21 protein-coding genes and 1 pseudogene are annotated in these 23,815 nt (G+C 60.0%); 11 read left to right on the top strand and 11 right to left on the bottom strand.

Annotated features, from left to right (window positions below):
• Positions 1 to 48 precede the first annotated feature (48 nt).
• Both ahpC and ahpF read left to right on the top strand, forming a co-directional pair.
• Entirely contained in the window at positions 49 to 612 is a 564-nt protein-coding gene (gene ahpC / locus AC1Q9F_RS03525; RefSeq protein WP_003224621.1) for an alkyl hydroperoxide reductase subunit C, read from the top strand.
• A 128-nt stretch (positions 613 to 740) separates the two neighbouring features.
• The gene (ahpF, locus tag AC1Q9F_RS03520) at positions 741 to 2,303 is read left to right on the top strand and encodes an alkyl hydroperoxide reductase subunit F (protein WP_492618945.1); all 1,563 of its coding nucleotides are present in this window, start codon (positions 741 to 743) and stop codon (positions 2,301 to 2,303) included.
• 82 nt (positions 2,304 to 2,385) lie between these two features.
• Here ahpF and gloA read toward each other — a convergent pair whose 3' ends face one another.
• The gene (gloA, locus tag AC1Q9F_RS03515; protein WP_065260490.1) at positions 2,386 to 2,907 is read right to left on the bottom strand and encodes a lactoylglutathione lyase; all 522 of its coding nucleotides are present in this window, start codon (positions 2,905 to 2,907) and stop codon (positions 2,386 to 2,388) included.
• 142 nt (positions 2,908 to 3,049) lie between these two features.
• Between gloA and AC1Q9F_RS03510 the strand changes: the two genes are divergently transcribed.
• Positions 3,050 to 3,568 carry a DUF4946 domain-containing protein gene (locus AC1Q9F_RS03510; RefSeq protein WP_492618946.1) on the top strand — a complete coding sequence of 173 codons (519 nt, stop codon included), beginning with the start codon at positions 3,050 to 3,052 and terminating at the stop codon, positions 3,566 to 3,568.
• 207 nt (positions 3,569 to 3,775) lie between these two features.
• On the opposite strand, the gene AC1Q9F_RS03505 is transcribed toward AC1Q9F_RS03510, so the two are convergent.
• The 3 genes from AC1Q9F_RS03505 to AC1Q9F_RS03495 all read right to left on the bottom strand — a co-directional run bounded on the left by AC1Q9F_RS03505 (position 3,776) and on the right by AC1Q9F_RS03495 (position 6,890).
• Complete coding sequence (locus tag AC1Q9F_RS03505) at positions 3,776 to 4,141, bottom strand: histone-like nucleoid-structuring protein, MvaT/MvaU family (protein ID WP_011334329.1); 366 nt, start codon at positions 4,139 to 4,141, stop codon at positions 3,776 to 3,778.
• A gap of 234 nt (positions 4,142 to 4,375) precedes the next feature.
• The gene (locus AC1Q9F_RS03500; protein WP_492618947.1) at positions 4,376 to 5,911 is read right to left on the bottom strand and encodes an EAL domain-containing protein; all 1,536 of its coding nucleotides are present in this window, start codon (positions 5,909 to 5,911) and stop codon (positions 4,376 to 4,378) included.
• A 106-nt stretch (positions 5,912 to 6,017) separates the two neighbouring features.
• The gene (locus AC1Q9F_RS03495; protein WP_492618948.1) at positions 6,018 to 6,890 is read right to left on the bottom strand and encodes a LysR family transcriptional regulator; all 873 of its coding nucleotides are present in this window, start codon (positions 6,888 to 6,890) and stop codon (positions 6,018 to 6,020) included.
• A 77-nt stretch (positions 6,891 to 6,967) separates the two neighbouring features.
• Between AC1Q9F_RS03495 and AC1Q9F_RS03490 the strand changes: the two are divergent.
• Together AC1Q9F_RS03490 and hppD are read left to right on the top strand one after the other, a co-directional pair.
• Positions 6,968 to 7,881 (top strand): annotated as a pseudogene (locus AC1Q9F_RS03490) (DMT family transporter).
• A 246-nt stretch (positions 7,882 to 8,127) separates the two neighbouring features.
• Complete coding sequence (hppD, locus tag AC1Q9F_RS03485) at positions 8,128 to 9,204, top strand: 4-hydroxyphenylpyruvate dioxygenase (RefSeq protein WP_273899587.1); 1,077 nt, start codon at positions 8,128 to 8,130, stop codon at positions 9,202 to 9,204.
• Between the two features lie 63 nt (positions 9,205 to 9,267).
• On the opposite strand, the gene rarD is transcribed toward hppD, so the two are convergent.
• The 3 genes from rarD to AC1Q9F_RS03470 form a co-directional block, all read right to left on the bottom strand.
• The gene (gene rarD / locus AC1Q9F_RS03480; protein WP_007958956.1) at positions 9,268 to 10,149 is read right to left on the bottom strand and encodes an EamA family transporter RarD; all 882 of its coding nucleotides are present in this window, start codon (positions 10,147 to 10,149) and stop codon (positions 9,268 to 9,270) included.
• A gap of 138 nt (positions 10,150 to 10,287) precedes the next feature.
• On the bottom strand, positions 10,288 to 11,301 hold the full coding sequence (locus tag AC1Q9F_RS03475) for an aldo/keto reductase (protein WP_492618949.1): 1,014 nt from the start codon (positions 11,299 to 11,301) through the stop codon (positions 10,288 to 10,290).
• A gap of 69 nt (positions 11,302 to 11,370) precedes the next feature.
• The gene (locus tag AC1Q9F_RS03470) at positions 11,371 to 12,270 is read right to left on the bottom strand and encodes a LysR family transcriptional regulator (RefSeq protein ID WP_492618950.1); all 900 of its coding nucleotides are present in this window, start codon (positions 12,268 to 12,270) and stop codon (positions 11,371 to 11,373) included.
• 97 nt (positions 12,271 to 12,367) lie between these two features.
• On the opposite strand from AC1Q9F_RS03470, the gene AC1Q9F_RS03465 reads away from it, so the two are divergent.
• Together AC1Q9F_RS03465 and AC1Q9F_RS03460 are read left to right on the top strand one after the other, a co-directional pair.
• On the top strand, positions 12,368 to 12,730 hold the full coding sequence (locus AC1Q9F_RS03465) for a VOC family protein (protein WP_492618951.1): 363 nt from the start codon (positions 12,368 to 12,370) through the stop codon (positions 12,728 to 12,730).
• A gap of 383 nt (positions 12,731 to 13,113) precedes the next feature.
• On the top strand, positions 13,114 to 13,485 hold the full coding sequence (locus AC1Q9F_RS03460; protein WP_480402263.1) for a DUF6124 family protein: 372 nt from the start codon (positions 13,114 to 13,116) through the stop codon (positions 13,483 to 13,485).
• Positions 13,486 to 13,539: 54 nt separating this feature from the next.
• Here the strand turns inward: AC1Q9F_RS03460 and AC1Q9F_RS03455 are convergent, their stop codons facing one another.
• Positions 13,540 to 14,850, bottom strand: coding sequence for an MFS transporter (locus tag AC1Q9F_RS03455; RefSeq protein WP_492618952.1), 1,311 nt, complete (start codon positions 14,848 to 14,850; stop codon positions 13,540 to 13,542).
• Between the two features lie 171 nt (positions 14,851 to 15,021).
• Between AC1Q9F_RS03455 and AC1Q9F_RS03450 the strand changes: the two genes are divergently transcribed.
• The 3 genes from AC1Q9F_RS03450 to AC1Q9F_RS03440 all read left to right on the top strand — a co-directional run bounded on the left by AC1Q9F_RS03450 (position 15,022) and on the right by AC1Q9F_RS03440 (position 19,226).
• Positions 15,022 to 16,146, top strand: a complete 1,125-nt coding sequence (locus tag AC1Q9F_RS03450) for a sugar diacid recognition domain-containing protein (RefSeq protein ID WP_039768706.1) — start codon at positions 15,022 to 15,024, stop codon at positions 16,144 to 16,146.
• 91 nt (positions 16,147 to 16,237) lie between these two features.
• Complete coding sequence (locus AC1Q9F_RS03445) at positions 16,238 to 17,377, top strand: glycerate kinase (protein ID WP_492618953.1); 1,140 nt, start codon at positions 16,238 to 16,240, stop codon at positions 17,375 to 17,377.
• 223 nt (positions 17,378 to 17,600) lie between these two features.
• The gene (locus AC1Q9F_RS03440) at positions 17,601 to 19,226 is read left to right on the top strand and encodes a methyl-accepting chemotaxis protein (protein WP_492618954.1); all 1,626 of its coding nucleotides are present in this window, start codon (positions 17,601 to 17,603) and stop codon (positions 19,224 to 19,226) included.
• A gap of 26 nt (positions 19,227 to 19,252) precedes the next feature.
• Here AC1Q9F_RS03440 and AC1Q9F_RS03435 read toward each other — a convergent pair whose 3' ends face one another.
• On the bottom strand, positions 19,253 to 19,990 hold the full coding sequence (locus tag AC1Q9F_RS03435) for a hypothetical protein (protein WP_207982846.1): 738 nt from the start codon (positions 19,988 to 19,990) through the stop codon (positions 19,253 to 19,255).
• Positions 19,991 to 20,168: 178 nt separating this feature from the next.
• On the opposite strand from AC1Q9F_RS03435, the gene AC1Q9F_RS03430 reads away from it, so the two are divergent.
• On the top strand, positions 20,169 to 21,356 hold the full coding sequence (locus AC1Q9F_RS03430; RefSeq protein WP_492618955.1) for a pyridoxal phosphate-dependent aminotransferase: 1,188 nt from the start codon (positions 20,169 to 20,171) through the stop codon (positions 21,354 to 21,356).
• A gap of 132 nt (positions 21,357 to 21,488) precedes the next feature.
• On the opposite strand, the gene AC1Q9F_RS03425 is transcribed toward AC1Q9F_RS03430, so the two are convergent.
• Both AC1Q9F_RS03425 and AC1Q9F_RS03420 read right to left on the bottom strand, forming a co-directional pair.
• Positions 21,489 to 22,457 (bottom strand): 2-hydroxyacid dehydrogenase, encoded by a 969-nt coding sequence (locus AC1Q9F_RS03425; RefSeq protein WP_492618956.1) that lies wholly within the window; start codon positions 22,455 to 22,457, stop codon positions 21,489 to 21,491.
• A 21-nt stretch (positions 22,458 to 22,478) separates the two neighbouring features.
• Positions 22,479 to 23,777, bottom strand: a complete 1,299-nt coding sequence (locus AC1Q9F_RS03420) for an MFS transporter (RefSeq protein ID WP_492618957.1) — start codon at positions 23,775 to 23,777, stop codon at positions 22,479 to 22,481.
• Positions 23,778 to 23,815 lie beyond the last annotated feature (38 nt).

Here is a 23,815-nt window from a genome sequence, read left to right as displayed (position 1 = left end):
TAGGTAGGATTCACCCATCGAATTCACAACCCTGACGGAGAGTCATCAATGCCTATCATCAACAGCCAAGTAAAACCGTTCAAAGCTACCGCGTTCAAAAATGGCGACTTCGTACAAGTCTCGGACGCTGACCTGAAAGGCAAATGGTCCGTAGTGTTCTTCTACCCGGCCGACTTCACTTTCGTTTGCCCAACCGAGCTCGAAGACCTGGCTGACAACTACGCCGCCTTCCAGAAACTGGGCGTAGAGATCTACAGCGTTTCGACCGATACCCACTTTGCCCACGCTGCCTGGCACAACACTTCGCCAGCCATCGGCAAAATCGAATACACCATGATCGGCGACCCGACCCATGTCATCTCCCGCAACTTCGACGTGCTGATCGAAGAAGCTGGTCTGGCGGATCGTGGCACCTTCGTGATCAACCCTGAAGGCCAGATCAAAATCGTTGAACTGAACGATGGCGGCGTTGGCCGTGACGCTTCCGAGCTGCTGCGCAAAATCAAGGCTGCTCAGTACGTTGCCGCTCACCCAGGCGAAGTTTGCCCGGCCAAGTGGAAAGAAGGCGAGGCCACTCTGGCTCCGTCCCTGGATTTGGTCGGCAAGATCTAAGTCTGTGACACGCAATGCAGGGCGGAACTCCGCACCTACTTAAGTAAGCTGCACCGCCCAATAGAAAAGCCCGGGCGAGATTCGCTCGGGCTTTTTTTCGCCTCAAATAAAGTCAGGAGATCGCCCGTATGTTGGACGCCAATCTTAAAGCCCAGTTGAAATCGTACCTGGAACGGGTCACCCAGCCGATCGAGATCGTTGCTTCACTCGACGACGGTGCGAAATCCCGTGAAATGCTCGACCTGCTGAAAGACGTTGCCAGTCTTTCGCACCAGATTACCTTGATCGACAGCGGCGACGATGCACGCAAGCCGTCGTTCTCGATCAACCGCCCGGGTGCCGACATCAGCCTGCGTTTCGCCGGCATCCCGATGGGCCATGAATTCACTTCGCTGGTGCTGGCCCTGCTGCAAGTCGGCGGCCACCCTTCGAAGGCAAGTGTCGAAGTGATCGAACAGATCCGCTCGCTCAAGGGCGATTTCAACTTCGAGACGTACTTCTCGCTGTCCTGCCAGAACTGCCCGGACGTCGTTCAGGCGCTGAACCTGATGGCCGTGCTGAACCCGAACATCCGCCACGTCGCCATCGACGGCGCGCTGTTCCAGGACGAAGTCAACGATCGCAAGATCATGGCCGTGCCGAGCATCTACCTCAACGGTGAAAACTTCGGCCAGGGCCGTATGGGCCTGGAAGAAATCCTCGCCAAACTCGACACTGGCGCCATCGAGCGTCAGGCCGACAAAATCAGCGCCAAGCAAGCCTTTGATGTGCTCGTGGTCGGCGGTGGCCCGGCCGGTGCTTCGGCGGCGATCTATGCCGCACGTAAAGGTATTCGCACCGGTGTTGCAGCCGAGCGCTTCGGCGGTCAGGTGCTGGACACCATGGCCATCGAGAACTTCATTTCCGTGCAGGAAACCGAAGGCCCGAAACTGGCGACCGCGCTGGAAGAGCACGTCAAACAGTACGACGTCGACATCATGAACCTGCAACGCGCCGACAAGCTGATCCCGGGCAAGAATGGCGAGCTGCATGAAGTTCGCTTCGCCAGTGGCGCGACCCTCAAGGCCAAGAGCGTGATTCTGGCGACCGGTGCGCGGTGGCGTGAAATGAACGTGCCGGGTGAGCAGGAATACCGCAACAAAGGCGTGGCGTACTGCCCGCACTGTGACGGTCCGCTGTTCAAGGGCAAGCGTGTGGCGGTGATTGGCGGCGGTAACTCCGGCGTCGAAGCCGCTATCGACCTGGCCGGTATCGTGTCCCACGTGACCCTGCTGGAGTTCGACGTTCAGTTGCGTGCCGACGCCGTATTGCAACGCAAGCTGCACAGCCTGCCGAACGTCACCGTGATCACCAGTGCGTTGACCACCGAAGTCACCGGCGATGGCCAGAAGGTCAACGGCCTGCGTTACAAAGATCGCAACAGTGACGAGCTGCGCACGGTCGAGCTGGAAGGGATCTTCGTGCAGATCGGCCTGTTGCCCAACACCGATTGGCTCAAAGGCACCATCGAGCTGTCGCCGCGCGGCGAGATCATCGTCGACAACCGCGGTGAAACCTCGATCCCCGGCATCTTCGCTGCCGGCGACGTGACCACCGTGCCGTACAAGCAGATCGTGATCGCGGTGGGCGAGGGCGCCAAGGCTTCCCTCAGCGCGTTCGATCACCTGATCCGCACTTCGGCTCCGGCGTAAATCCCGGGCCTGAAAAAGAAAAACCCCCATCAGCGATGATGGGGGTTTTTCTTTGCGTGTTGCTTTTTACCCAGGTCCAGCTTTACAGCGGAGCTGGCTGAATGATCTCGACCCAGTAGCCATCCGGATCCTTGATGAACGCCAGGCTCTTCATGCGGCCATCGGTCAGGCGCTTCTGGAAGTCGCAGCCCAGTTCTTCAAAGCGTGCGCAGGCGGCGACGATATCCGGTACCGAGATGCAGATGTGGCCGAAACCGCGCGGGTCGGTGTTGCCGTTGTGGTAGGCGAAATCCGCGTCGTTTTCGGTGCCGTGGTTGTGGGTCAATTCCAGAATGCCGGGAATCGACTTCATCCACTCGGTGCGGGCAGCGGCGTCGGCCGGGATCTGCGATTTGTCGACCAGGGCGAGGAAGTACAGGCTGAATTCCGCTTCCGGGAAATCACGCTTCTCTACCAGCGAGAAACCCAGTACGCGGGTGTAGAAATCCAGCGACTTGGTGATGTCTTTGACGCGCAGCATGGTGTGGTTGAACACGAAGTTGCGGGTTGCGCTGTCCGGGGTGGCGGTGACGCCAGGGAAGGTGTTCAGTTCTTGCAGGCTCATGGGCCCTCCGTAACAAATTGGGGCGAGTGAATGGGCGCAATGATACGCATGCCTGGCAGCATCGCCAAACCGAAAGCGCGGGCTTGCCCTGCGAGCGGGCGGGCCTCAGACTTTACGGCTCAATCCGCGAGTGCCTCTGGTAATGATCCGACCGTTCAAATCGCTGTTCGTTTTCCTGGGTTTTTCCCTGCTTGCTCTGCCGGCCTTTGCAGAGGCGCCGAGCATCACCTGGCCCGCCGGCTGGGAAGTCGAAGCGTTACCCGAAACCTCCCCGGAAGTCTCGCGTCAGCGCGCGGTGAAGACTGACCAAGATGGCAATCAGGTCATGGTGATGGAGTTGACGATGACCCGCGTGGAAAGTGGTCATCAGGTCAACTTGCAAGGCGTGTTGCTTGAGATGCGCAAGTCGGTGCAGAAAGACTTTTTCCAGAGCGGTTATCAGAGTGTCTGCAACAAGGTTCACGCGAGCACGCTGGGCTCGCTGACAGCGCTTGAAACCACTTGTACGGTGACTGAAAACGGCCGTCATGTGTTGTCGCAAACATTGGTTGCAGCGGTCGAGGCGGATAAGGCTTACGTACTTTCGTATGCCGGGCAGGCGGAGGTTTATAAGGCGAGCGGCGACGAAATAGTAGCTGCACGAAACAGCTTGAAATTCTAGTCGTCTGTTCGTGGTCAGTCTGGTGTTAGATACCGGAACTGATTAAACATAAAGTTAATCTCCGGCTAACGGGGCAACATTCGGAAGCATAGTTTCAACGCGACAGCGGTTTGAGACTCAACTTTCCCGCCAGAAAAATCGTTGCATTTGTTAAATATTGTCCAAAAAAAAGCCCTGCATATGCAGGGCTTTCATGTTTGCGAGGGATTAACCGCGCAACCAGGAATCAACGGTGGCTGCACCGTATTGTTCCTTCCAGGCTTTCAGGCCACGGTGGTTGCCACCCTTGGTCTCGATCAGCTCGCCGGTGTGCGGGTTCTGATAGACCTTGACCACGCGAGCGCGGCGGGTTTTAGGTGCGGCGGTCGATTGCAGACCGGATTTCGCCGGGTTCGGATCGAGAATGGCGATGATGTCTTTCAGGCCTTTGCCGTAGGTTTTCATCAGCCCCTGGAGCTTTTCTTCGAATTCGATTTCTTTCTTGAGCCCGGCATCGTTCTTCAGCGATTCCAGCTGCTTGAGCTGTTCCTGAAGGGCCTTTTCAGCTGCACGAAATTCAGCGAGTCTGGACAATATCTTTACTCCAATAGTGTGTTTGGCTGATACCAACCGCAAACAAAGCTATAAGCCAAGAGCCTTGAAGCGACTCGGTGATAATGGCTCACCTGCCCATCTTGCAACAGGTAAGAAAAATTGTAGTAGTTAATGCGACAAGAGTAAATCCTGACTTTTTCTTCATGTAACAACAACGCTCTTTTGTATCAATTTGGTGCGAGCTGTCGGCGAGTCAGGATTTATCCAGAGAAGTTAATGATGAGTTAATGCTTCGATGAAGTCTGCAGCCGGCATCGGTTTGCCGAAAAGGTAGCCCTGCAGAAAGTTGACATGATGAGCGGCCAGGTAATCGCACTGGGCTTGCGTCTCCACACCTTCGGCCACAATGCCCAGATCCAGTTTGGTGGAGAGCTCGATGATGCTGTCCAGAATGTGCCGGGACAGGGCATCTTTATCGATCATGGCGACAAATGTCTGATCGATCTTGAGGAAGTCGACATTGAATGTCCTCAAGTAGCCGAGACTTGAATGACCGGTGCCAAAGTCGTCAATCGCGATCTTCACACCCATTGAGCGCAGTTGCGCGAACAGTTGATGGGTGATGTCGGACGGCTCGATCAGCTCGCGTTCGGTCAGCTCCAGAACCAGGCTGATGCTGCCGGGCTGGAACGCTGACAAAAATTCACGGCAATCCTCAATCAGCTCCAGATCGTGGCAGTGGCTGGCGGTGATGTTGATGCCAATGTGGAACGGTGCGGTAAAGGTCGATGACAGCGGCCCCAGCACGACAGCCGTCTGCTGCATCAAGGCGCGGGTCATCGGCACGATCAACCCTGAGTGCTCGGCAAACGGGATGAACAGGTCCGGACGTACCAGACCTTCCTTGGGATGATTCCAGCGCATCAGCACTTCCGTGCCCGACCAGCGTTTGCTGTCGCCGTGCACCACCGGTTGAAAGTAGGGAATGAATTCTCCTGCTTCCAATGCGCGAAGCATTTCGTGGCTGGGCGAGGTGGAGCGCTTCTGCACGATATAGCCGATCGCTCCCGATACCGCACCGAAGAACATCAACAGGCTGAACAGCGGCGGGTACTCGTCTTTCATGTAGCGCCAGGTTTCGCCTGCCGGAAAAGCGGCGCTGACCGTGAACGCATAGTTCGATGAGTGCAAGGTACTTTGCGCCACGGGCAACGCGGGCAGGGCGCCCTGATGCACTTTGCCGTCGGCGGAGAGCCAGTTGTTGCCGACTTGCAGCAACAACAACGTGTGCCGGCCGATCAGGCGCAGGATGTTGCTCAGGTGATAGCCGTCCAGCGTGGTCAATGCGCCACCGCGCCCTTCGCTCAGGCGATAGACCAGCAGCGCGGTGTTTGGCGTCACCGGGTTGCCGTTCATGAGCCACAACTTGCCTTGGGCGTAGTCGCCCGGATTCACGGCTTCCTTGAAGTCGCCGAACAGCGAACTGCAATAGAGGTTGTCGTCCCATACCAGATTGGTCGAGCGCACGAACGGACGGCGGGTGACTTGCTCGCGCAAGGCCAGTTTGACGGTTTCGCAGGTCTGGCCGGCCAAAGGCAACAGTTCGCGGGCTGCCTGGGCGGTGTTGTCGAGCATCAGTTCGAACTGCCGCAGGGCTTCATCGGCGGTGTGTTGCGAACTCTGCTGAAGGGCACGTCCGGCCTGCATATAAAGAATCACGCTGCCGAGTACGATCGGCAGCAGGCCGCACAGCATTGTCACGATAATCCGGGTGCTGCGCTTGCGGCGGGGCCTGACGGTCAGTGGCATGGGCGCATCCTGTCGCGATGGAGTGGGGCTCTTGATGGCAGGCGAAGCGTGCGCGCAAAGCCCGAGGTCTGAGCCCATGATAGATGGCCAATGACGCCTGCGCCGCTCAACGGTAATCCAGCCGTGTTGCCAGTTGAATGAACGCCAGCGTGGCGGGCGATGCCTGGCGCTGATCCAGCACCGCCAGACCGACCTGGCGGGTGACTGCGGGGGCCAGCGGTCGCTTGACGTAGCGCGGGTCGAAATCGAAAGGTAACGAACCTTCCGCCACCACGGTCATCGCATCGCCCCGGCTCACGGTGTCGAGAGTGCTGAGCAGCTGCGAGCAGCGATAGCGGATGTTCGGGCTCAACCGCGCCGCGTTGAACAGGCGCGATACCAGCTCCGACGAGCCGGCCTCGGTCAGCACGAACGGGTCGTTGCACAAGTCTTTTAGCGTCACTGTTTCGTGCGTCGCCAACGGGTGACCGAGCGGGAACAGGGCGACCATCTGATCTTCGATCAAGGCAAACGTGTCGAAGCGCTCCTCGGGCAGCACCACAAAACCGATGTCGATCCGCCGCTCCTCCAGCCATTGGATGACCTGCCGATCCGGGCCTTCATCGATGTGCACTTCGATCCCCGGATGCGCCTCGCGATACTGCTGAAGAATCCGCGGCAACAACTTGATCGAGGACGTCGGGCCGAACGAACCGATTCGCAACGTGCCGCGTTTCATGCCGCGCGCATCCGCCGCTTCCTGACGCAAGGTGTTAGCCAGCCCGAGCATCGCCCGCGCGCGCAGCAGCAGCTGCTCGCCGATGTCGCTCAGTTCCACTTGCGACTGGTGCCGACGCAGCAGTTCGACGCCCAGTTCCTGTTCCAGCGATTTCAAGGCGTGGGACACCGCGGACTGAGAAATCCCCAGGCGATGAGCGGCTAGGGTGAAACCGCGTAGTTCGGCCACCAGCGAGAAGATTTCGAGTTGGGTCAGGGTCATGAGTAAAGACTCATTTTACGATGATGAGGAATCAATCGAATGATACGTCATCCGTCAGTCTCATCGTTGGGAGCGTTATGAGTTGTCATGAACCTGTTCGTCCGGCCTCCTCGGACATGCCCGTCTATTTGAACCTGGCGCTGGTCACCATGATCTGGGGCGGAACGTGGGTAGCCGGGCGGTTTCTGGCCGGTAGCCTGAGCCCGATTTTTGCCGCCAGTCTGCGGTTTCTGCTGGCCAGCGTGGCGTTGGTCGTGTGTTTAAGGCTCGCTCGAATCCGGTTGGCGCGGCCCACGCTCCGGCAATGGATGCAATTGACGTTGCTGGGGTTCTTCGGGATTTTCTTCTACAACCTGTGCTTCTTTTACGGGTTGCAGTACATCAACGCTTCCCGGGCTTCGTTGATCGTGGCGCTGAATCCGGCGGTCATTGGACTCGCGTCATGGCTGCTGTTCAGGGAGCGGCTGAGCCAGCTGAAGGTGATCGGAATTGCGGTCTGCATCAGCGGGGCGGGTGTGGTGATCGTCAGTCGTAACCCCCAACTGCTGAGCGAAACGCCCGACGCGTGGATTGGCGACCTGCTGATCCTCGGCTGCGTTTTGAGCTGGGGCGTCTATTCGCTGTTCTCGCGCGGCCTGAACCAGAGCATCGGCCCGGTGCAGACCGTGACCTTTTCGATTCTGCTGGGCACCCTGATGTTATGGGCGCTGGCCCTGAGCCATGGTGAAGTCGACGTTGCAGCGCTGGCTATCTGGGTGTACTCGGTTCGGCGCTGGCCTACATCGGTTACTACGATGGCATCCGTAAAATCGGCGCCACGCGTTCCGGCGTGTTCATTGCGCTCAACCCGCTGACCGCCGTGCTGGCCGGTGCAATCCTGCTGGGCGAACAGCTGACGCTGGCCATGTGCCTGGGCGGGGTGCTGATTCTGGCGGGCATCTGGCTCTGCAACAAACCCCTTGCACCGGGCCGAAAAAAGCGGATTTTATAGAGAGGGCAGACAACCCTATTTACGCTGTGTAGAATCGGGTTACGCATACAATAATAATCGTCTTCTGGCAGCAGAAGCCTCGCCCGCAAGAGCCTTGGGTCGACAATGAAGATATTCGGGTTTCAACTGATCTACGGTGACTTCCTCGCCCGCAGTGTGCGTGGCATCTCCTGTGCGCCACCCACCGGTCTCAGCATTACTGACAAATAACTCTGGTTAATTGATAAGAATGATGAGGCGCCAACCATGGCAGATTTATACGAAAACCCAATGGGCCTGATGGGCTTCGAGTTCATCGAGTTCGCATCGCCGACACCTGGCACCCTGGAGCCGATCTTCGAGATCATGGGCTTCACCAAGGTCGCGACCCACCGTTCCAAGAACGTGCACCTGTATCGCCAGGGCGCGATCAATCTGATCCTCAACAACGAACCCCACAGCGTTGCTTCGTACTTCGCGGCCGAACACGGCCCGTCTGTTTGCGGCATGGCGTTCCGGGTCAAGGATTCGCAGAAGGCCTACAGCCGCGCACTGGAACTCGGCGCCCAGCCGATCCACATCGAAACCGGTCCGATGGAACTGAACCTGCCGGCGATCAAAGGCATTGGCGGCGCGCCGCTGTACCTGATCGACCGTTTCGGCGAAGGCAGCTCGATCTATGACATCGACTTCGTGTTCCTGGAAGGCGTTGACCGCAACCCGGTCGGTGCCGGCCTGAAGATCATCGACCACCTGACCCACAACGTGTATCGCGGTCGTATGGCCTACTGGGCGAATTTCTACGAGAAACTGTTCAACTTCCGCGAGATCCGTTACTTCGACATCAAGGGCGAATACACCGGCCTGACCTCGAAAGCGATGACCGCGCCGGATGGCATGATCCGCATCCCGCTCAACGAAGAGTCGTCGAAGGGTGCCGGGCAGATCGAAGAGTTCCTGATGCAGTTCAACGGCGAGGGTATCCAGCACGTGGCGTTCCTCACCGACGACCTGGTCAAGACCTGGGATCAGTTGAAGAAAATCGGCATGCGCTTCATGACCGCGCCGCCGGACACCTACTACGAAATGCTCGAAGGCCGCCTGCCGAATCACGGCGAGCCGGTCGATCAACTGCAATCGCGCGGCATCCTGCTCGACGGTGCGTCGGATAAAGAAGACAAGCGTCTGCTGCTGCAGATCTTCTCGGAAACCCTGATGGGCCCGGTGTTCTTCGAATTCATCCAGCGCAAAGGCGACGATGGTTTCGGCGAAGGCAACTTCAAGGCACTGTTCGAATCGATCGAGCGTGACCAGGTGCGTCGTGGCGTACTCGCTACCGAGTAATCCGCATCAGATGTAAAAAAGCCCGGCCTGCAATTGAGCAGGCCGGGCTTTTTATTGCGCGCCTTACGGGCGCCGTTGGCGCATCAGATGCTTGAACCCTTCAAACACCAGCACCACCACCGCGAGCCAGATCGGGATGTAGGTCAGCCATTCACCGGGCTTGATGCTCTCGCCGAGCAGCAGCGCCACACCGAGCAGCAACACCGGCTCAACGTAACTCAACAAACCAAACAGACTGAACGGCAGCAAGCGGCTGGCAATGATGTACACCACCAGCGCCGACGCACTGATCAGACCCAGCAGCGGAATCAGCCATGTCAGCGCCGGGTACTGATCGAACACGCCAAAACCCTGTTCACCGCCGCGCACAAACCAGTACGCCACCGGCAGCATCAGGGTCATGTCGACCCACAGTCCACCGAGGTTGTCGGTCTTGAGGTATTTGCGCAGCACGAAGTACAGCGGGTAACCGACGACTACCACCAGCGTCGCCCAGGAAAACCCGCCGACCTGATACAACTCGTTCAACACGCCGAGGCTGGCAAAAAACACCGCGACTTTCTGCAGGTACGACAGGCTTTCGCCATAAGCGATGCGGCCGGTCAGGACCATGGCCAGCGGCAACAGGAAGTAGCCCAGCGACACATCAAGGCTGTAGCCGTTGAGCGGCGCCCACATGAACAGCCACAACTGCACGCCGAGCAACGCGGACGAAACGATCAGGCCACCGATCAACTTCGGCAGCGCAGGAACCCGGCGCAGCAGCTCCAGCACTCGCCGCCATTCGCCGGACAGCAACATGAATACGGTCATGCAGGGCACAGTCAGCAGCATCCGCCAACCGAAGATTTCCACGCCGCTCAACGGGGTGAGCAACGAGGTGTAGTAATACATGACGGCAAACAGCGTCGATGCTGTTACCGATAGAGCAATGCCTTTAGACAAACTGTCCTCGCGGGGGTGATGGTCAAACGGGGCGCGCAGGATACGTGGTTTTTGTGCTGAATATTGGCCGAGTGATCAATATTTCCAACATTCGACACAGGTCCTGTGAGAGCAGGACCTGTGTCGAAGCATAGGTGCTTAAGGCTGGCGCGGTTTACGGCCCGACACAAAATGACTCACATCATTAAACCCCGGAGTAGACGCATGCCCCGGCGTCACCAGCGAGTCGATAAACGCCTCATCCTCCGCCGTGATCTTCACCGCCTGCGCCTTGGTGTACGCATCCCACTGTTCTTCAGTGCGCGGCCCGACAATCGCCGACGTTACCGCGCCGTTGTTCAGCACCCAGGCAATCGCAAACTCGACAATGCCGACTCCGCGCTCTTTTGTGTATTGCTGAATCTGCTGGGCAATGCGCAACGACTCTACCCGCCATTCCGTCTCCAGAATCCGTTTGTCCTGGCGCCCGGCACGGCTGTTGGCGTCCGGGGTCACGTCCGGTGCGTACTTGCCGCTGAGCACGCCACGGGCCAGCGGGCTGTAAGGCACCACGCCGAGGCCGTAGGTCTGGGCGGCGGTGATCTGCTCGGTTTCGGCCTGACGGTTGACGATGTTGTACAGCGGCTGGCTGATCACCGGGCGATCGACGCTGAGCTTGTCTGCGACGCGAATCACCTCGGCAATCCGCCAGCCGCGATAGTTCGACAGGCCCCAATAACGGATCTTGCCCTGGCGAATCAGATCGCCAATCGCCGAGATCGTCACTTCCAGCGGCGTGTTGTGGTCTTCGCGGTGCAGGTAATAGATGTCGAGGTAGTCGGTGCCGAGCCGGGTCAGGCTGGCCTCCAGACCGTTGAAGATGTGTTTGCGGCTCAAACCGCTGCGGTTCGGCACGCCGTCCACCGGGCCGAAACCGACCTTGGTCGCCAGCACCCATTCATGCCGATGACGGGCGATGGCCTCGCCGACGATCTCTTCCGAGCGGCCATTGGTGTAGACGTCCGCCGTGTCGATGAAATTGATGCCCTGATCCCAGGCCTTGTCGATGATGCGCAGCGAGTCTTCTGCGCTGGTCTGCTCGCCGAACATCATCGTGCCGAGGGTGAGGGTGGACACCTGCAACCCCGAATGACCCAGTGTGCGATAGCTCATGCCGAAATCCTTTTGTCGGTGGGAAAGCTTAGATCAAATACCAGAAGCGCCCGGCGCGGCAAAGTGAATTTATCGGCGTAACGCCTCGCAACGTTCGCGCAGAAACGCCTGCAACACCTTGACCCGTTCCGACACCTGCACCCGGTGCGGGCACAACAGATTGAACGGCACGCTCTCGCCGTGCCAGTCATCGAACAGCGTCACCAGCCGCCCGGCGCGGACGTCTTCGGCCACGTCGAGCCAGGCCTTGTAAGCGATCCCGTGCCCGGCGAGCGCCCAACGGCGGGCGACTTCGCCGTCGTCGCTGAGGTAGTCGCCGCGTACTTCGACCTCGACCGTATCGTCGTCGCGATGGAAGCGCCAGGTGTTATAAGGCCGGCCATTGCGCAGGTAGAGCAGGGCGCTGCGTTCGCTCAAGTCGGCAGGATTTAGCGGTGTGCCGTGGCGTTCCAGATAAGCAGGGCTGGCGCAAGCCACACGTCGATGCTCAGGCAGAATCGGCAACGCCACCAGCGTCGAATCACTCGGCACGCCGAAGCGCAGCGCCACATCCACCGTCTCGCGAAACAAATCCGCATGCCGGTCGTTGAGCAGCAATTGCAGCTGAATGTGCGGGTGCTCGCGCTTGAAATCGTCCAGCCACGGCAACAGCACATTGCGCCCGAAGTCCGACGGTGCCGCCAGTTGCAGCACGCCGCTCAGGCCTTCAGTCTGCTGTTTCAGCGCCTGTTCGCCTTCGGCCAGGGTGGCCAGCGCCAAGCGCACGCTTTCCAGGTAGCGCCGGCCTTCTTCGGTCAGGCGCATGCTGCGGGTGGAGCGGGCGAAGAGGCGGATGCCGAGGCGGGTTTCCAGGCGTTTCAACGCGATGCTGGCGGCGGCCGGGGTCAGCTCCAGCGCCCGGGCAGCGGCTGAGATGCTGCCGGAGTCGGCGGTGCGGACGAAGATTTCCAGATCGAGGATTGAGCTCATTAGTAAAAATCCGTTGAAGATCCTTGGCGTTTTGCGGGATTTTTCCGGGATTGGCAAGCGCAGATACTGCAATCCTGAATAACCGCAGGAGACAGACATGACGTGGACATTTGATCATCTGGCCTTCAACACTGGCGACGGGCAGGCGCTGCAGGACGCTTTTGGTGGGTTGTTGGGATTGACGCCGGGGCGCCGGCCGCCGTTTCCGTTTCCCGGGCGGTGGTTGTATCAGGACGGGGAGGCGTTGGTGCATGTGATTGAGCAGCCGGCGCTGGATAAGGCGGCGTTGAGCCATATTGCGTTTCGCACCGATGAAGATGCGGCGGTGGTTTTGAAGCGGGTGCAGGGGAGTGGGTTGCCGTATCAGGTGGCGCAGGTGCCGGAGGACGGGATCTGGCAGATTTTTGTGCAGATGCCGGGGGGAGTGGTTTTGGAGTTGGATGCGAAAATCGGTGTGTGACGCTCGTTCCCACGCTCTGGAGTAGGGTGTTTAAGCGCAGCGTTTAAAGGACACGTTCGGACACGCACCTCAGGCTACACAACCTTGCGCCGTTGCCTACGACTAAGCCAGAATCCGCCGGCTTGTGCGCCTTGGACGCGGGCTCTATCGTTTCCCGGTCGCTGACGAATCAGCGATCGGGTTTCGCAGCCCGGATCAATCAAGGCGCCCAGCGCGCCGTTTCCGTTCAGCATTGTTGCCTGATCGTGTAATGGCGGTTGTGCGCGGGATACCTTCGGGTATGCCGGGTTCCTTGATTCCCGGTCTGCGAACCCGCGTACAGCTGCCACCTCTATTCGTTTCGCAGCGAACCGTGGCAGCTCCATCAATCAGGGAGTTTCACCATGATCAAACCAACACCCAACCCACCCGAAACCGACACCACCTCGCCCTACGAATCCCTCGACTCAAAGACCTTCCACGAAGCCGCCGAACGCGCCCTTGATCACTACCTCAATCCGCTGCTCCCCCGAAAACCGCTGCTCAAACCCAACACTCGCTACCTCATCGCCCCCGGCATCGACAGCGAAGAACTGCTGGCCGACGCCTCTGAAACCCTGACCTGCGCCAAGACCATGGCCACTGACTTCGCCGGGCTGGTGGACGGATCGCAGCGGCATGTGCTGTTGGGGATTGCACAACTGATCATGCTGAGTGAACTGGCGGTGAACCGGGCGCTGGATAATCTGGAGTTGAAGACAGAAACACCGCTCTAGCCAGATCCAAAAGAAAAACGGCCCGAAAGGGCCGTTTCTGTATTCCGCTAAGGCTTAAGCCCGCAACGTCCGCGTCATCCGCAACGCCAGCAAACTCCCGCCAACAATCACCCCCGCCAGCAGATACAACGCCGCATCCGTCGACCCGGTGCTGTCCTTGACCCAACCCACGAGGTAAGGGCTGAGGAATCCAGCCATCTGCCCCATCGAGTTGATCAACGCCAACCCGCCCGCCGCAGCGCCCGCGCTCAACATGGCAGTCGGCACCGGCCAGAACATCGGCAAACCGGTCAGTGCGCCCATGGTCGCAATGGTCAGACCAAGAATCGCAATCGCCGGATTCGCCGCGAAATTCACCGCGATCAGCAGGCCGATGGCGCCCATCAACATCGGCACCACCAAATGCCAGCGACGCTCTTTACGCAAGTCCGCCGAGCGACCGACAACCAGCATGAACACCGCCGCCAGCAGGTACGGAATCGCACTCAACCAGCCGATCACCAGATTATCGCTGAAACCGAGGTTCTTGATGATCGACGGCAGCCAGAAGTTGATCGCGTATACGCCGCTCTGGATGCAGAAGTAGATCAGGCCAAACGCCCAGATCGCCGGGTTCTTGAACACGGCAATCAGCGAGTCGGAAGTGGTTTTCGGTTTGTTCGCCAGGTCTTCCGCCTGATCGGCTTCCAGCACCGAACGTTCATGCGGGGTCAGCCACTTGGCGTTGGCGAAGTTGTCGCTGAGCAGGAAGTAGGCGAGGGCGCCCAGAACCACGGTCGGAATGCCTTGCAGCAGGAACATCCACTGCCAGCCGGCGAGGCCACCCTGGCCGGCGGCGAAGTGGTTGAGGATCCAGCCAGAAAACGGGCTGCCGAGCAGGCCCGACACCGGGATCGCCGACATGAACAGCGCCATGATCCGGCCACGGCGGAACGTCGGGAACCACTGCGAGAGGTAGAGCACAACGCCCGGGAAGAACCCGGCTTCAGCCGCGCCGGTGAACAGGCGCAGGGTGTAGAACTCGGTCGGCGTGGTGACGAACAGCAGGCAAGTCGACAGCGTGCCCCAGGTGATCATCATCAGCGCGATCCAGCGCCGTGGGCCGAATTTGGTCAGGGCCAGGTTGCTCGGTACGCCGCACAGCACGTAGCCGATAAAGAAGATACCGGCACCGAGGCCGTATACGGTTTCGCTGAATTTCAGCGCGTCGAGCATCTGCAGTTTGGCGAATCCAACGTTGACCCGGTCGAGGTAGTTGAACAGGTAGCAGATGAAGATGAAGGGGATCAAACGCAGGGTGATGCGTTTGTAGACGGCGTTTTTATCGTCATCGATGGTCTGGGCGGCAGCGGCGCTCTGCGACATGGCGGCTCTCTCTTTATTATGATTTTTTGCGATGCAAAGGGTAACGTTGATCGCCCTGAGAGTCTCGGCCACCTTTGGCCGGATTGTCTTTGTGCCTGAGCACAGGGTTTGCTGCCAGACCCTGTGCGGGTGAACAACCGTCCGCGCCTGTTTTCAAGGATTCCAGCCCTTATGTTCGAACTCGATCACGACCTCGCCCAGGACATCGTCGACCGGGCCATGGCCATTTTGCCGTACAACGTCAACGTCATGGACAGCCAGGGCCTGATCCTGGGCAGTGGCGAGCCGGAGCGGATCAACACCCGCCACGAAGGCGCGCAACTGGTGCTGGCCAACGGTCGGGTGGTGGAGATCGACGCACAGACTGCCGTGCATTTGAAGGGCGTGCAGCCGGGGATCAATCTGCCGCTGCTGCTCGATCAGCGTTTGATCGGTGTGCTCGGCATCACCGGCGAGCCGGAGCAGCTGCGTACTTACGCCGAACTGGTGCGCATGACCGCCGAGATGCTCGTTGGCCAACGCAACCAGCAATCCGAACAGCAATGGCGTCGGCAGCGTTGCGATGACTTGCTCGCGCTGTTGTTGAGTGAAGCGGGGGATTCGCCGCGTCTGGTGGATGAAGCTCAGCAACTCGGGCTCAAACCGCAACTGACGCGGGTGCCGTATCTGTTCGAGCTGGGCCTGGAACATGGGCCGGGGCAAACCGTCGAGGCGCTGAGTGCGTGGCTGATGTCGCGCTATCCGGACAGTTGGTGCGTGAGTTCCGCGAAGTCGTCGCTGCTCTGGTGCCGGCCGGCGAGTCAGAACGTCGAGCATGATCGGTTGCTGGAAAAACTCGATGGTCTGGGCTGGAACATCCTGCGCATTGCGGTCGGCGGGCAGGCCGATGGGCTGGCCGGGCTGCGCCGCTGCTATCGACGGGTGGGCGATCTGCTCGCCTATGGCCGCGAAGTGCTGCCGCGCTCACGGCTGCTGACCCTCAATCGCTATCGCTTGCCGGTGATGCTCTGGCGCCATCGCAACGATGATGCGCTGGATGAACTGCTCAAACCGTTGCGCAAAGTCATCGCCAAGGACAGCAACGGCCAGTTGCTGGCGACCCTGCGCAGCTGGTGCGATCACGACGGGCAGAGCCAGGCCTGCGCCGATGCATTGGGGATTCATCGCAACAGCCTGCGTTACCGAATGGAGCGGATTGCCGAGTTGAGCGGGGTCGATCCGCTGAAACTCGACGGCATGTTGGCGTTGTATCTCGGGGTGCAATTGCTGCCACAGACTGACGATTTGTCGAAATGAACAATAAACGCCTGCACGACTTGTGCAGCGGACAGGCGTCAACGCGCAAGGCGACTGGCAGCATGAGGGGCATTGGAACTGGAGAATTCGCATGAAAATCGTCATCGCCCCCGATTCGTTCAAGGACAGCCTGAGTGCCCAAGGCGTTGCAGAAGCCATTGCGCTGGGCCTGGCGCAGGTCTGGCCGCAGGCGACGCTGGTCAAATGCCCGATGGCCGACGGTGGCGAAGGCACGGTGGAGTCGATTCTCGCCGCCTGTGAAGGCGAATTGCGCCGCACCCGGGTGCGTGGTCCGTTGGGGGCAGCAGTTGAAGCGGCGTGGGGCTGGTTGCCGCACAACCACACCGCAATCATCGAAATGGCCGAAGCCAGCGGCTTGCAATTGGTGCCGCCGGGGCAGCGTGACGCGTGTATCAGCAGCACGTTCGGCACCGGTGAGCTGATCCGCGCCGCGCTGGATGCCGGCGCACAACGGGTGATTCTGGCCATCGGCGGCAGCGCCACCAACGACGGCGGCGCCGGCGCGATGCAGGCGTTGGGCGTGAAACTGCTGGATGCTCAAGGGCAATCGTTGGTGCCGGGTGGTCTGGCGCTGGCGCAACTTGCAAAATTGGATCTCAGCGAGCTCGACCCACGTCTGGCGCAAGTCCGCTTCGACATCGCCGCCGACGTCAACAACCCGCTGTGCGGCCCCCACGGCGCCTCGGCGATTTTCGGCCCGCAGAAGGGCGCATCACCCGCGCAAGTTCAACAACTGGATCAGGCTCTCGGCCACTTCGCCGAACTTTGCGCGCAAGCGCTGGGCAACGATGTTCGCGATGAGCCGGGCAGCGGCGCGGCAGGCGGACTGGGTTTCGCGGCCAAGGCGTTTCTCGGCGCACGCTTCCAGGCGGGTGTCGAGGTGGTTGCGGAACTGGTCGGACTCGCCGACGCGGTGAAGGGCGCAGATCTGGTCATCACCGGCGAGGGACGCTTCGATGCCCAGACCCTGCGCGGCAAAACCCCCTTTGGCGTAGCGCGGATCGCCAAGCAACATGACGTCCCGGTGATCGTCATCGCCGGCACCTTGGGCGAGGGTTATCAGGAGCTCTACGATCACGGCATCGACGCAGCATTCGCCGTCACCAGTGGCCCGATGACCCTCGAACAAGCGTGCGCCGAAGCCCCGCGCCTGTTACGCGAACGTGCCACAGACGTCGCTCGGGTCTGGCGCATGGCGACCCCGGCCTGACCTGTCACCCATCATCTAAAACAGCGGGTGTTTCAGCCGTGAAACACTCGCAACACTTTGAAAAATATTTACTCTTTCCCCGCAAACTTCCTCAAGCCTGGCCGATACAGAAGTCAGGCGCGCACAAGACTTCTTAAAACAGTGACGCCGGACTGAAGCCCACTCCACGGGCCAGTGATCACGGCATGGACGCTCGTAGTTTCAATCATCCGAGAGTCCTCCTATGTCCTTGCGTAATCTGAATATCGCGCCCCGTGCCTTCCTCGGTTTTGCCTTTATTGCCTTGCTGGTGATCGTGCTCGGCGTGTTCGCCGTCAACCGCATGTCGATCATCCGCCAGGCGTCCCTGGAGATGGAGTCGACGCAGTTGCCGAGCGTCACGCAACTTGCCATGGTCACGGAAAACGTCCTGCGCCTGCGCATTCTGTCGTTCCGCATTCTGGTCAACCGCGACCCGGCCGGTTTGCAGGAAGCCCAGACTCGCATCGGCGTACTGGTGGACAAGGTGCGTGCTGCCCAGGCCAGTTACGCGGCACTGCCGGCCGGTCCGGAAGAGCGTGCGCTGTATCAGACTTTCGCGACGACGCTGGACAACTACCTGCAAGCCCAGAATCAGATGATGGACTTGTCGCGTCAGGACAAGGTCGATGAGATGCGTGCCCTGATCAACACAAAGATCAAGGATGGCACCGACCAGATGGGCGAACAGCTCAACAAGCTGATTGCGATCAACGCCGCCGATGCAAAGACCGCCTCCACTCAGGCCGGCGACCACTACGACAGCGCGATTACCGGCATCGTTATTGTTGCGCTCATCGCGGCACTGGCCACGGTCCTGCTGGCGTGGCTGCTGACCCGCAGCATCGTAACCCCGCTGAACCGCGCCGTCGCTGCCGCGCAAACCATCGCCGGCGGCAACCTGACCAAAGCCATTGAAGTCGACGGCAAGGACGAACCGGCGCGCCTGCTCGAAGCGCTGGCCGCGATGCAGACCAACCTGCGCAAGACCATCGAACAGATCGCCGGCTCCGCCACGCAACTGGGCGCTGCTGCTGAAGAACTCAGCGCCGTGACCGAAGAAGCGTCCCGTGGCCTGCAACAGCAGAACGACGAAATCGAACAGGCCGCCACTGCTGTCAACGAAATGACCGCCGCGGTGGAAGAGGTCGCACGCAACGCGGTGTCGACGTCCGAAGCCTCGAACCAGTCGACCCACGCCGCCCGCGAAGGTCGCGATCAGGTGGTGAAAACCGTCGACGCGATCCAGACCATGACCCACGACGTGCAGAACACCGCGCAAATGATCGAAGGCCTGGCCGCTCAGGGCCGCGACATCGGCAAGGTGCTGGACGTGATCCGCGCCATCGCCGAACAGACCAACCTGCTGGCGCTCAACGCCGCCATCGAAGCCGCCCGTGCCGGTGAAGCGGGACGCGGTTTCGCCGTGGTGGCGGACGAGGTTCGCGCCCTGGCCCATCGCACCGCGCAGTCGACCCAGGAAATCGAAAAAATGGTCGCCGGCATTCAGAACGGCACCGGTGAAGCGGTTGAGTCGATGCAGCAAAGCAACCAGCGCACCCAGTCGACCCTGGAAATGGCCCGTGCCGCTGGCGTGGCGCTGGAGCAGATCACTCAATCGATTCACCAAATCAACGAACGCAACCTGGTGATCGCCAGCGCTTCGGAAGAACAGGCGCAGGTGTCCCGTGAGGTCGATCGCAATCTGGTGAATATCCGCGACCTGGCCACGCAATCGGCTGCCGGTGCCAATCAAACCAGCGCCGCGACCCACGAACTGTCGCGTCTGGCGGTGGATTTGAACGCGATGGTGGCGCGGTTTGTGATTTGAATGGCGGACCAGATCTGTCTGGGCGATTAAACGATGTTGACCCGGATAAATTCCGCCATTGAATCCTTCGACGAGACGCCAGCTCGGCTCTTGATCCGATAGTGCAACAGGTAAACGCCATTACCGATATTCACGAAGATCCAACCCGGTAATGGCACGACTGTCTCTCCTTCGAGGTGATTGACCAGCACTTCAATCACCTCAGGTGCATTGGGCGGCCCGAAGAAGACTTGAACGGTGTCACCGTTTACATATCCCGAGTGCCCCGGAATCCGGATCTGGACGACGTTGCAGTGTGCCTTCAGATAACCGGTTGTAACCCCTGGGCCGGAAGTTGTCTCTTCCGGCACTATCGGTTCGGCCGGTGTTGCACCATCAAGCGGTATGCGATCTTGAATGGTTAAAAACGTCGGTTCTGACTCGTGCGGCGTTCCGTCGTGGTTGATCACCTTAATCTGAATTTCTGTGACGCCAACCCACAGGTATTTCTGGGGCAGTTTCAGTTTCAGAGGAAATGTGATCAGGCCAGGAAGCTTGTACTTTTCGGCCTCTGTCCAGGTTCCTCCGGGCAATTTCACCCACAGTGTCACCTCGTCAGTCTGCCCTCCAACCGCGGAACCGGGCCATGGACGGCTGACCTCCAGCTCAAGGTCGAATAGCCACGCCCAGAAGGGCAGCAGATTTTTCTGGGGGTAGACCGGATTGCTCGCCTCACCGTGGCTGGCGAGCGCGTGCGTGATCTTCAATGCGGGAATTGTGGCCATGCCTTATCTCCTGAACGTGTTGCCCGTGGCTCCAGCGCCTCACAGGCTCAGGACTATTAAGCGGTAGCCCGGTATTTCCCGATACTGTCAAACCTGACAGGTAGCACTCCCGGAAAGTGGCGCGTTTCTTGATTTGAGATAGGGTGAAGGCTGGAGACCGCGCAATCAGGAGACGTACATGCGCTATTCAGCCTTGACCCAACGAATCGCCGGGGAGGGAGCAGCGGCCTGGCGGATTCACGACCGAGCGCTGGAGTTACGCGCCGAGGGCATTGATGTGTTGCTGCTGTCCGTGGGTGATCCGGATTTCGATACGCCGCTGCCGATCATCCACGGGGCCATCGACAGCCTGCTCGCCGGCGATACCCATTATTCCGAAGTGCGCGGCCGGCTCGAGCTGCGCAAGCGGATCGCCGAGCGCCATCGGCGCAACAGCGGCCAGGACGTCGATGCCGAGCACGTGATCGTGCTGCCCGGCGCGCAATGCGCGGTGTATTCGGTGGCGCAATGTCTGCTGGATCCGGGCGATGAAGTGATCGTCGCCGAGCCGATGTATGTGACTTATGAAGGTGTGTTCGGTGCCTGCGGCGCAACCGTGGTGCCTGTTCCGGTACGCCCGGAAAACGGTTTTCGCGTCGACCCGGCGGATGTTGCGGCGCGGATCACTCCGAAGACGCGGGCCATGTTGCTCAACAGTCCAAATAATCCTTCCGGTGCGAGCCTGTCGTTGTTGATCTGGCAGGAGCTGGCGGCGTTGTGCATTCGCCATGACTTGTGGCTGATCAGCGATGAGGTCTACAGCGAATTGTTATACGAAGGTGAGCACGTCAGCCCGGCGAGCCTGCCGGGCATGGCGGAACGCACCGCAACCATCAACAGTCTCTCCAAATCCCACGCCATGACCGGGTGGCGGATCGGTTGGATGATCGGGCCCAAACCGTTGGCCGAGCATCTGGTGAATCTGTCGCTGAGCATGTTGTTCGGTCTGCCGGACTTTGTGCAGAAAGCGGCGCAGATCGCGCTGGAGAAAGATTTGCCGGAGGTGACGCAGATGCGCGAGGAATACCGGTTGCGTCGGGATCTGGTGTGCGAGCGGTTGCGCGGCTGTCCGGGGTTGTACCCAATCAAGCCGGATGGCGGGATGTTCGTGATGGTCGACGTGCGCCAGACCGGGTTGGGCGCGCAGGATTTTGCCGAGCGGTTGCTGGAGGGGTATGGGGTTTCGGTGCTGGCGGGGGAGGCGTTCGGGCCGAGTGCGGCGGGGCATATTCGCATCGGGCTGGTGGTGGATCGGGTGAAGCTGGCGGATGCATGTTCAAGGATTGCCTTGTGCGCTGCGCAGCTTCTCCAAGTGCGCAGCGCCTGACTGTTCACGCCTGATCGTTCCCACGCTCCGCGTGGGAATGCAGCCCGGGACGCTCCGCGTCCCTTCCAGAGCTGGAACGCGGAGCGTCCCTTGAGGCATTCCCACGCAGAGCGTGGGAACGATCATCAGTGTTCAGCGGAGGGGATTCACCAGGTTGGCGGGTTTTTCACCGGCCAGCGCCGCCAACAGATTCTCCACCGCACACCGCGCCATTGCTTCGCGCGTTTCATGGGTCGCCGAACCCATATGCGGTGTCGCCACCACATTGTTCAACTGCAGCAGCGGCGAGTCATGATTCAGTGGCTCGCGTTCGAACACATCCAGCCCCGCCGCGCGAATCCGGTTATGCCGCAAGGTGTCGATCATCGCCGCCTCATCCACAACCTTGCCCCGTGAGATATTGATGAAGATGCTTTCCGGGCGCATCAACGCAAACTGTTCGGCGCCAATCAGACCTTCAGTCTGCGCCGTCAACGGCAAGGTCAGACAGATGAAATCCGCCTGTCGCAGCAAATCCTCCAGACTGCGGTACTGCGCATCGAAACGTTCTTCAACCGCCGGTTTGCGCGACTGGCTGTGATAGATCACCGGCATCCCGAACCCGAAATGCCCACGCTGCGCCAACGCCTCGCCGATCCGCCCCATGCCGATGATGCCCAGCGTCTTGCCATGCACATCGGTACCGAAATGTGCCGGCCCGATGCTGCGATGCCAATGGCCGCCACGCACCATGTGCGCCAGTTCCACCACGCGGCGTGCGGTGGCCAGGATCAGCGCGAAACCAGTGTCGGCGGTGGTTTCTGTGAGCACGTCCGGGGTGTTGGTCAGCATGACCTTGCGCCGGGTCAGGTAGTCGATGTCGTAGTTGTCGACACCCACCGAAACGCTGGAAATCGCCTCCAGCTGCGGCGCCAGGTCGAGCAGCGCCGCGTCCAGTTTCAGGCTCGCACCGAGCAGGCCGTGAGCACCGGGGAGAGCGTCACGCAGTTTCATCAGGCCGTCGGCGTCGAGGCTGTCGATCAGCGTCACATCGACCTGCTCCTCAAGACGCGCCATCAACGCCGGCGACAGTTTCTTGTACAGCACAACCTGCTTTTTCATCGCAGTCATCTCTCTATCAATTCAGGAATGGGCCGGCAGCGGACGCGGTGCGACACGCTTGGCCGTCACCCGGTCGCTCGCACCGGGCTTGAGAAAAATCGTCAGCACCACCGAGAGCATCAGCGCGCCGCTCATCAGCAGGTACGAAGCACCGGGCGAACCGGTGGAGCTGTTCAGGTAACCGACCAGATACGAGCCGCCGAAAGAGCCGAGGGCGCCCATGCTGTTGATCAGCGCCATGGCGCCACCGGCAACGTTGGCCGGCAGGATCTCAGGGACGATGGCGAAGAACGGTCCGTACGGCGCGTACATGCAGGCGCCAGCGATCACCAGCAGCGTGTACGACCACCAGAAATGCTCCGCGCCCAAGGCGTAGGAGCCGTAGAACGCCACCGAGGCAATCAGCAGCGGCGGCCAGACGAAGCGTTTGCGCTTTTGCAGTTTGTCCGAGCCCCACGCCACCAGCAGCATGCCGATCACCGCCGCCAGATACGGCAGGGCCGACAGCCAGCCGGCTTCGATCATGTCCATTTGCGCGCCGGCCTTGAGGATCGACGGCAGCCACAACACGAAGCCGTAGACACCGATACTCCAGCAGAAAAATTGCAACGCCAGAATGATCACCTTCGGCGAACGGAAGGCTTCGGCGTAGTTCTTCACCGCTTTGATGCCGACCTGTTCAGCCGCCAGTGCGCTTTCCAGATCGTGCTTTTCCTGGTCGTTGAGCCACTTGGCCTGGGCCGGACGATCATCGGCCAGCTTCCACCAGATGAATGCCCAGAGCACCGCCGGCAGACCTTCGATGATGAACATCCAGCGCCAGCTGAAATGCTGCACCAGATAACCCGAAACCACCGACATCCACAGCATGGTTACCGGGTTGCCGAGGATCAGGAAGGTGTTGGCCCGCGAGCGTTCGGCGCGGGTGAACCAGTGACAGAGATAGACCAGCATCGCCGGCATCACGGCCGCTTCGACCACGCCAAGCATGAAGCGGATGACGATCAGCCAATAGGCGTTGGAGACCACACCGGTCAGCGTGGCGAGCCCGCCCCAGAGGATCAGGCTGACGAAGATCAGCTTCTTCACGCTGTGCTTCTGCGCGTAGATCGCGCCGGGCACCTGGAAGAAAAAGTAGCCGAGGAAGAACAGCGCGCCGAGCAGCGAGGACAGGCCCGGGGTGATCATCAGGTCGGCAGCCATACCTGAAGCAGCGGCAAATCCATAATTGGCGCGATCCAGGTACGCCAGGCTGTAGGTGATGAACACGATCGGCATGATGTACCACCAGCGGCGGGTGGCGAGGGTTGCGGTTTTCATGGTCTTGCTCCTGAGCTTGTTGTTTTTGTCGCAGCAGG

The sequence above is a fragment of the Pseudomonas sp. GW823-FHT04A03 genome (genome assembly GCF_058796615.1).
This window is presented reverse-complemented; position numbering and strand designations above follow the sequence as displayed.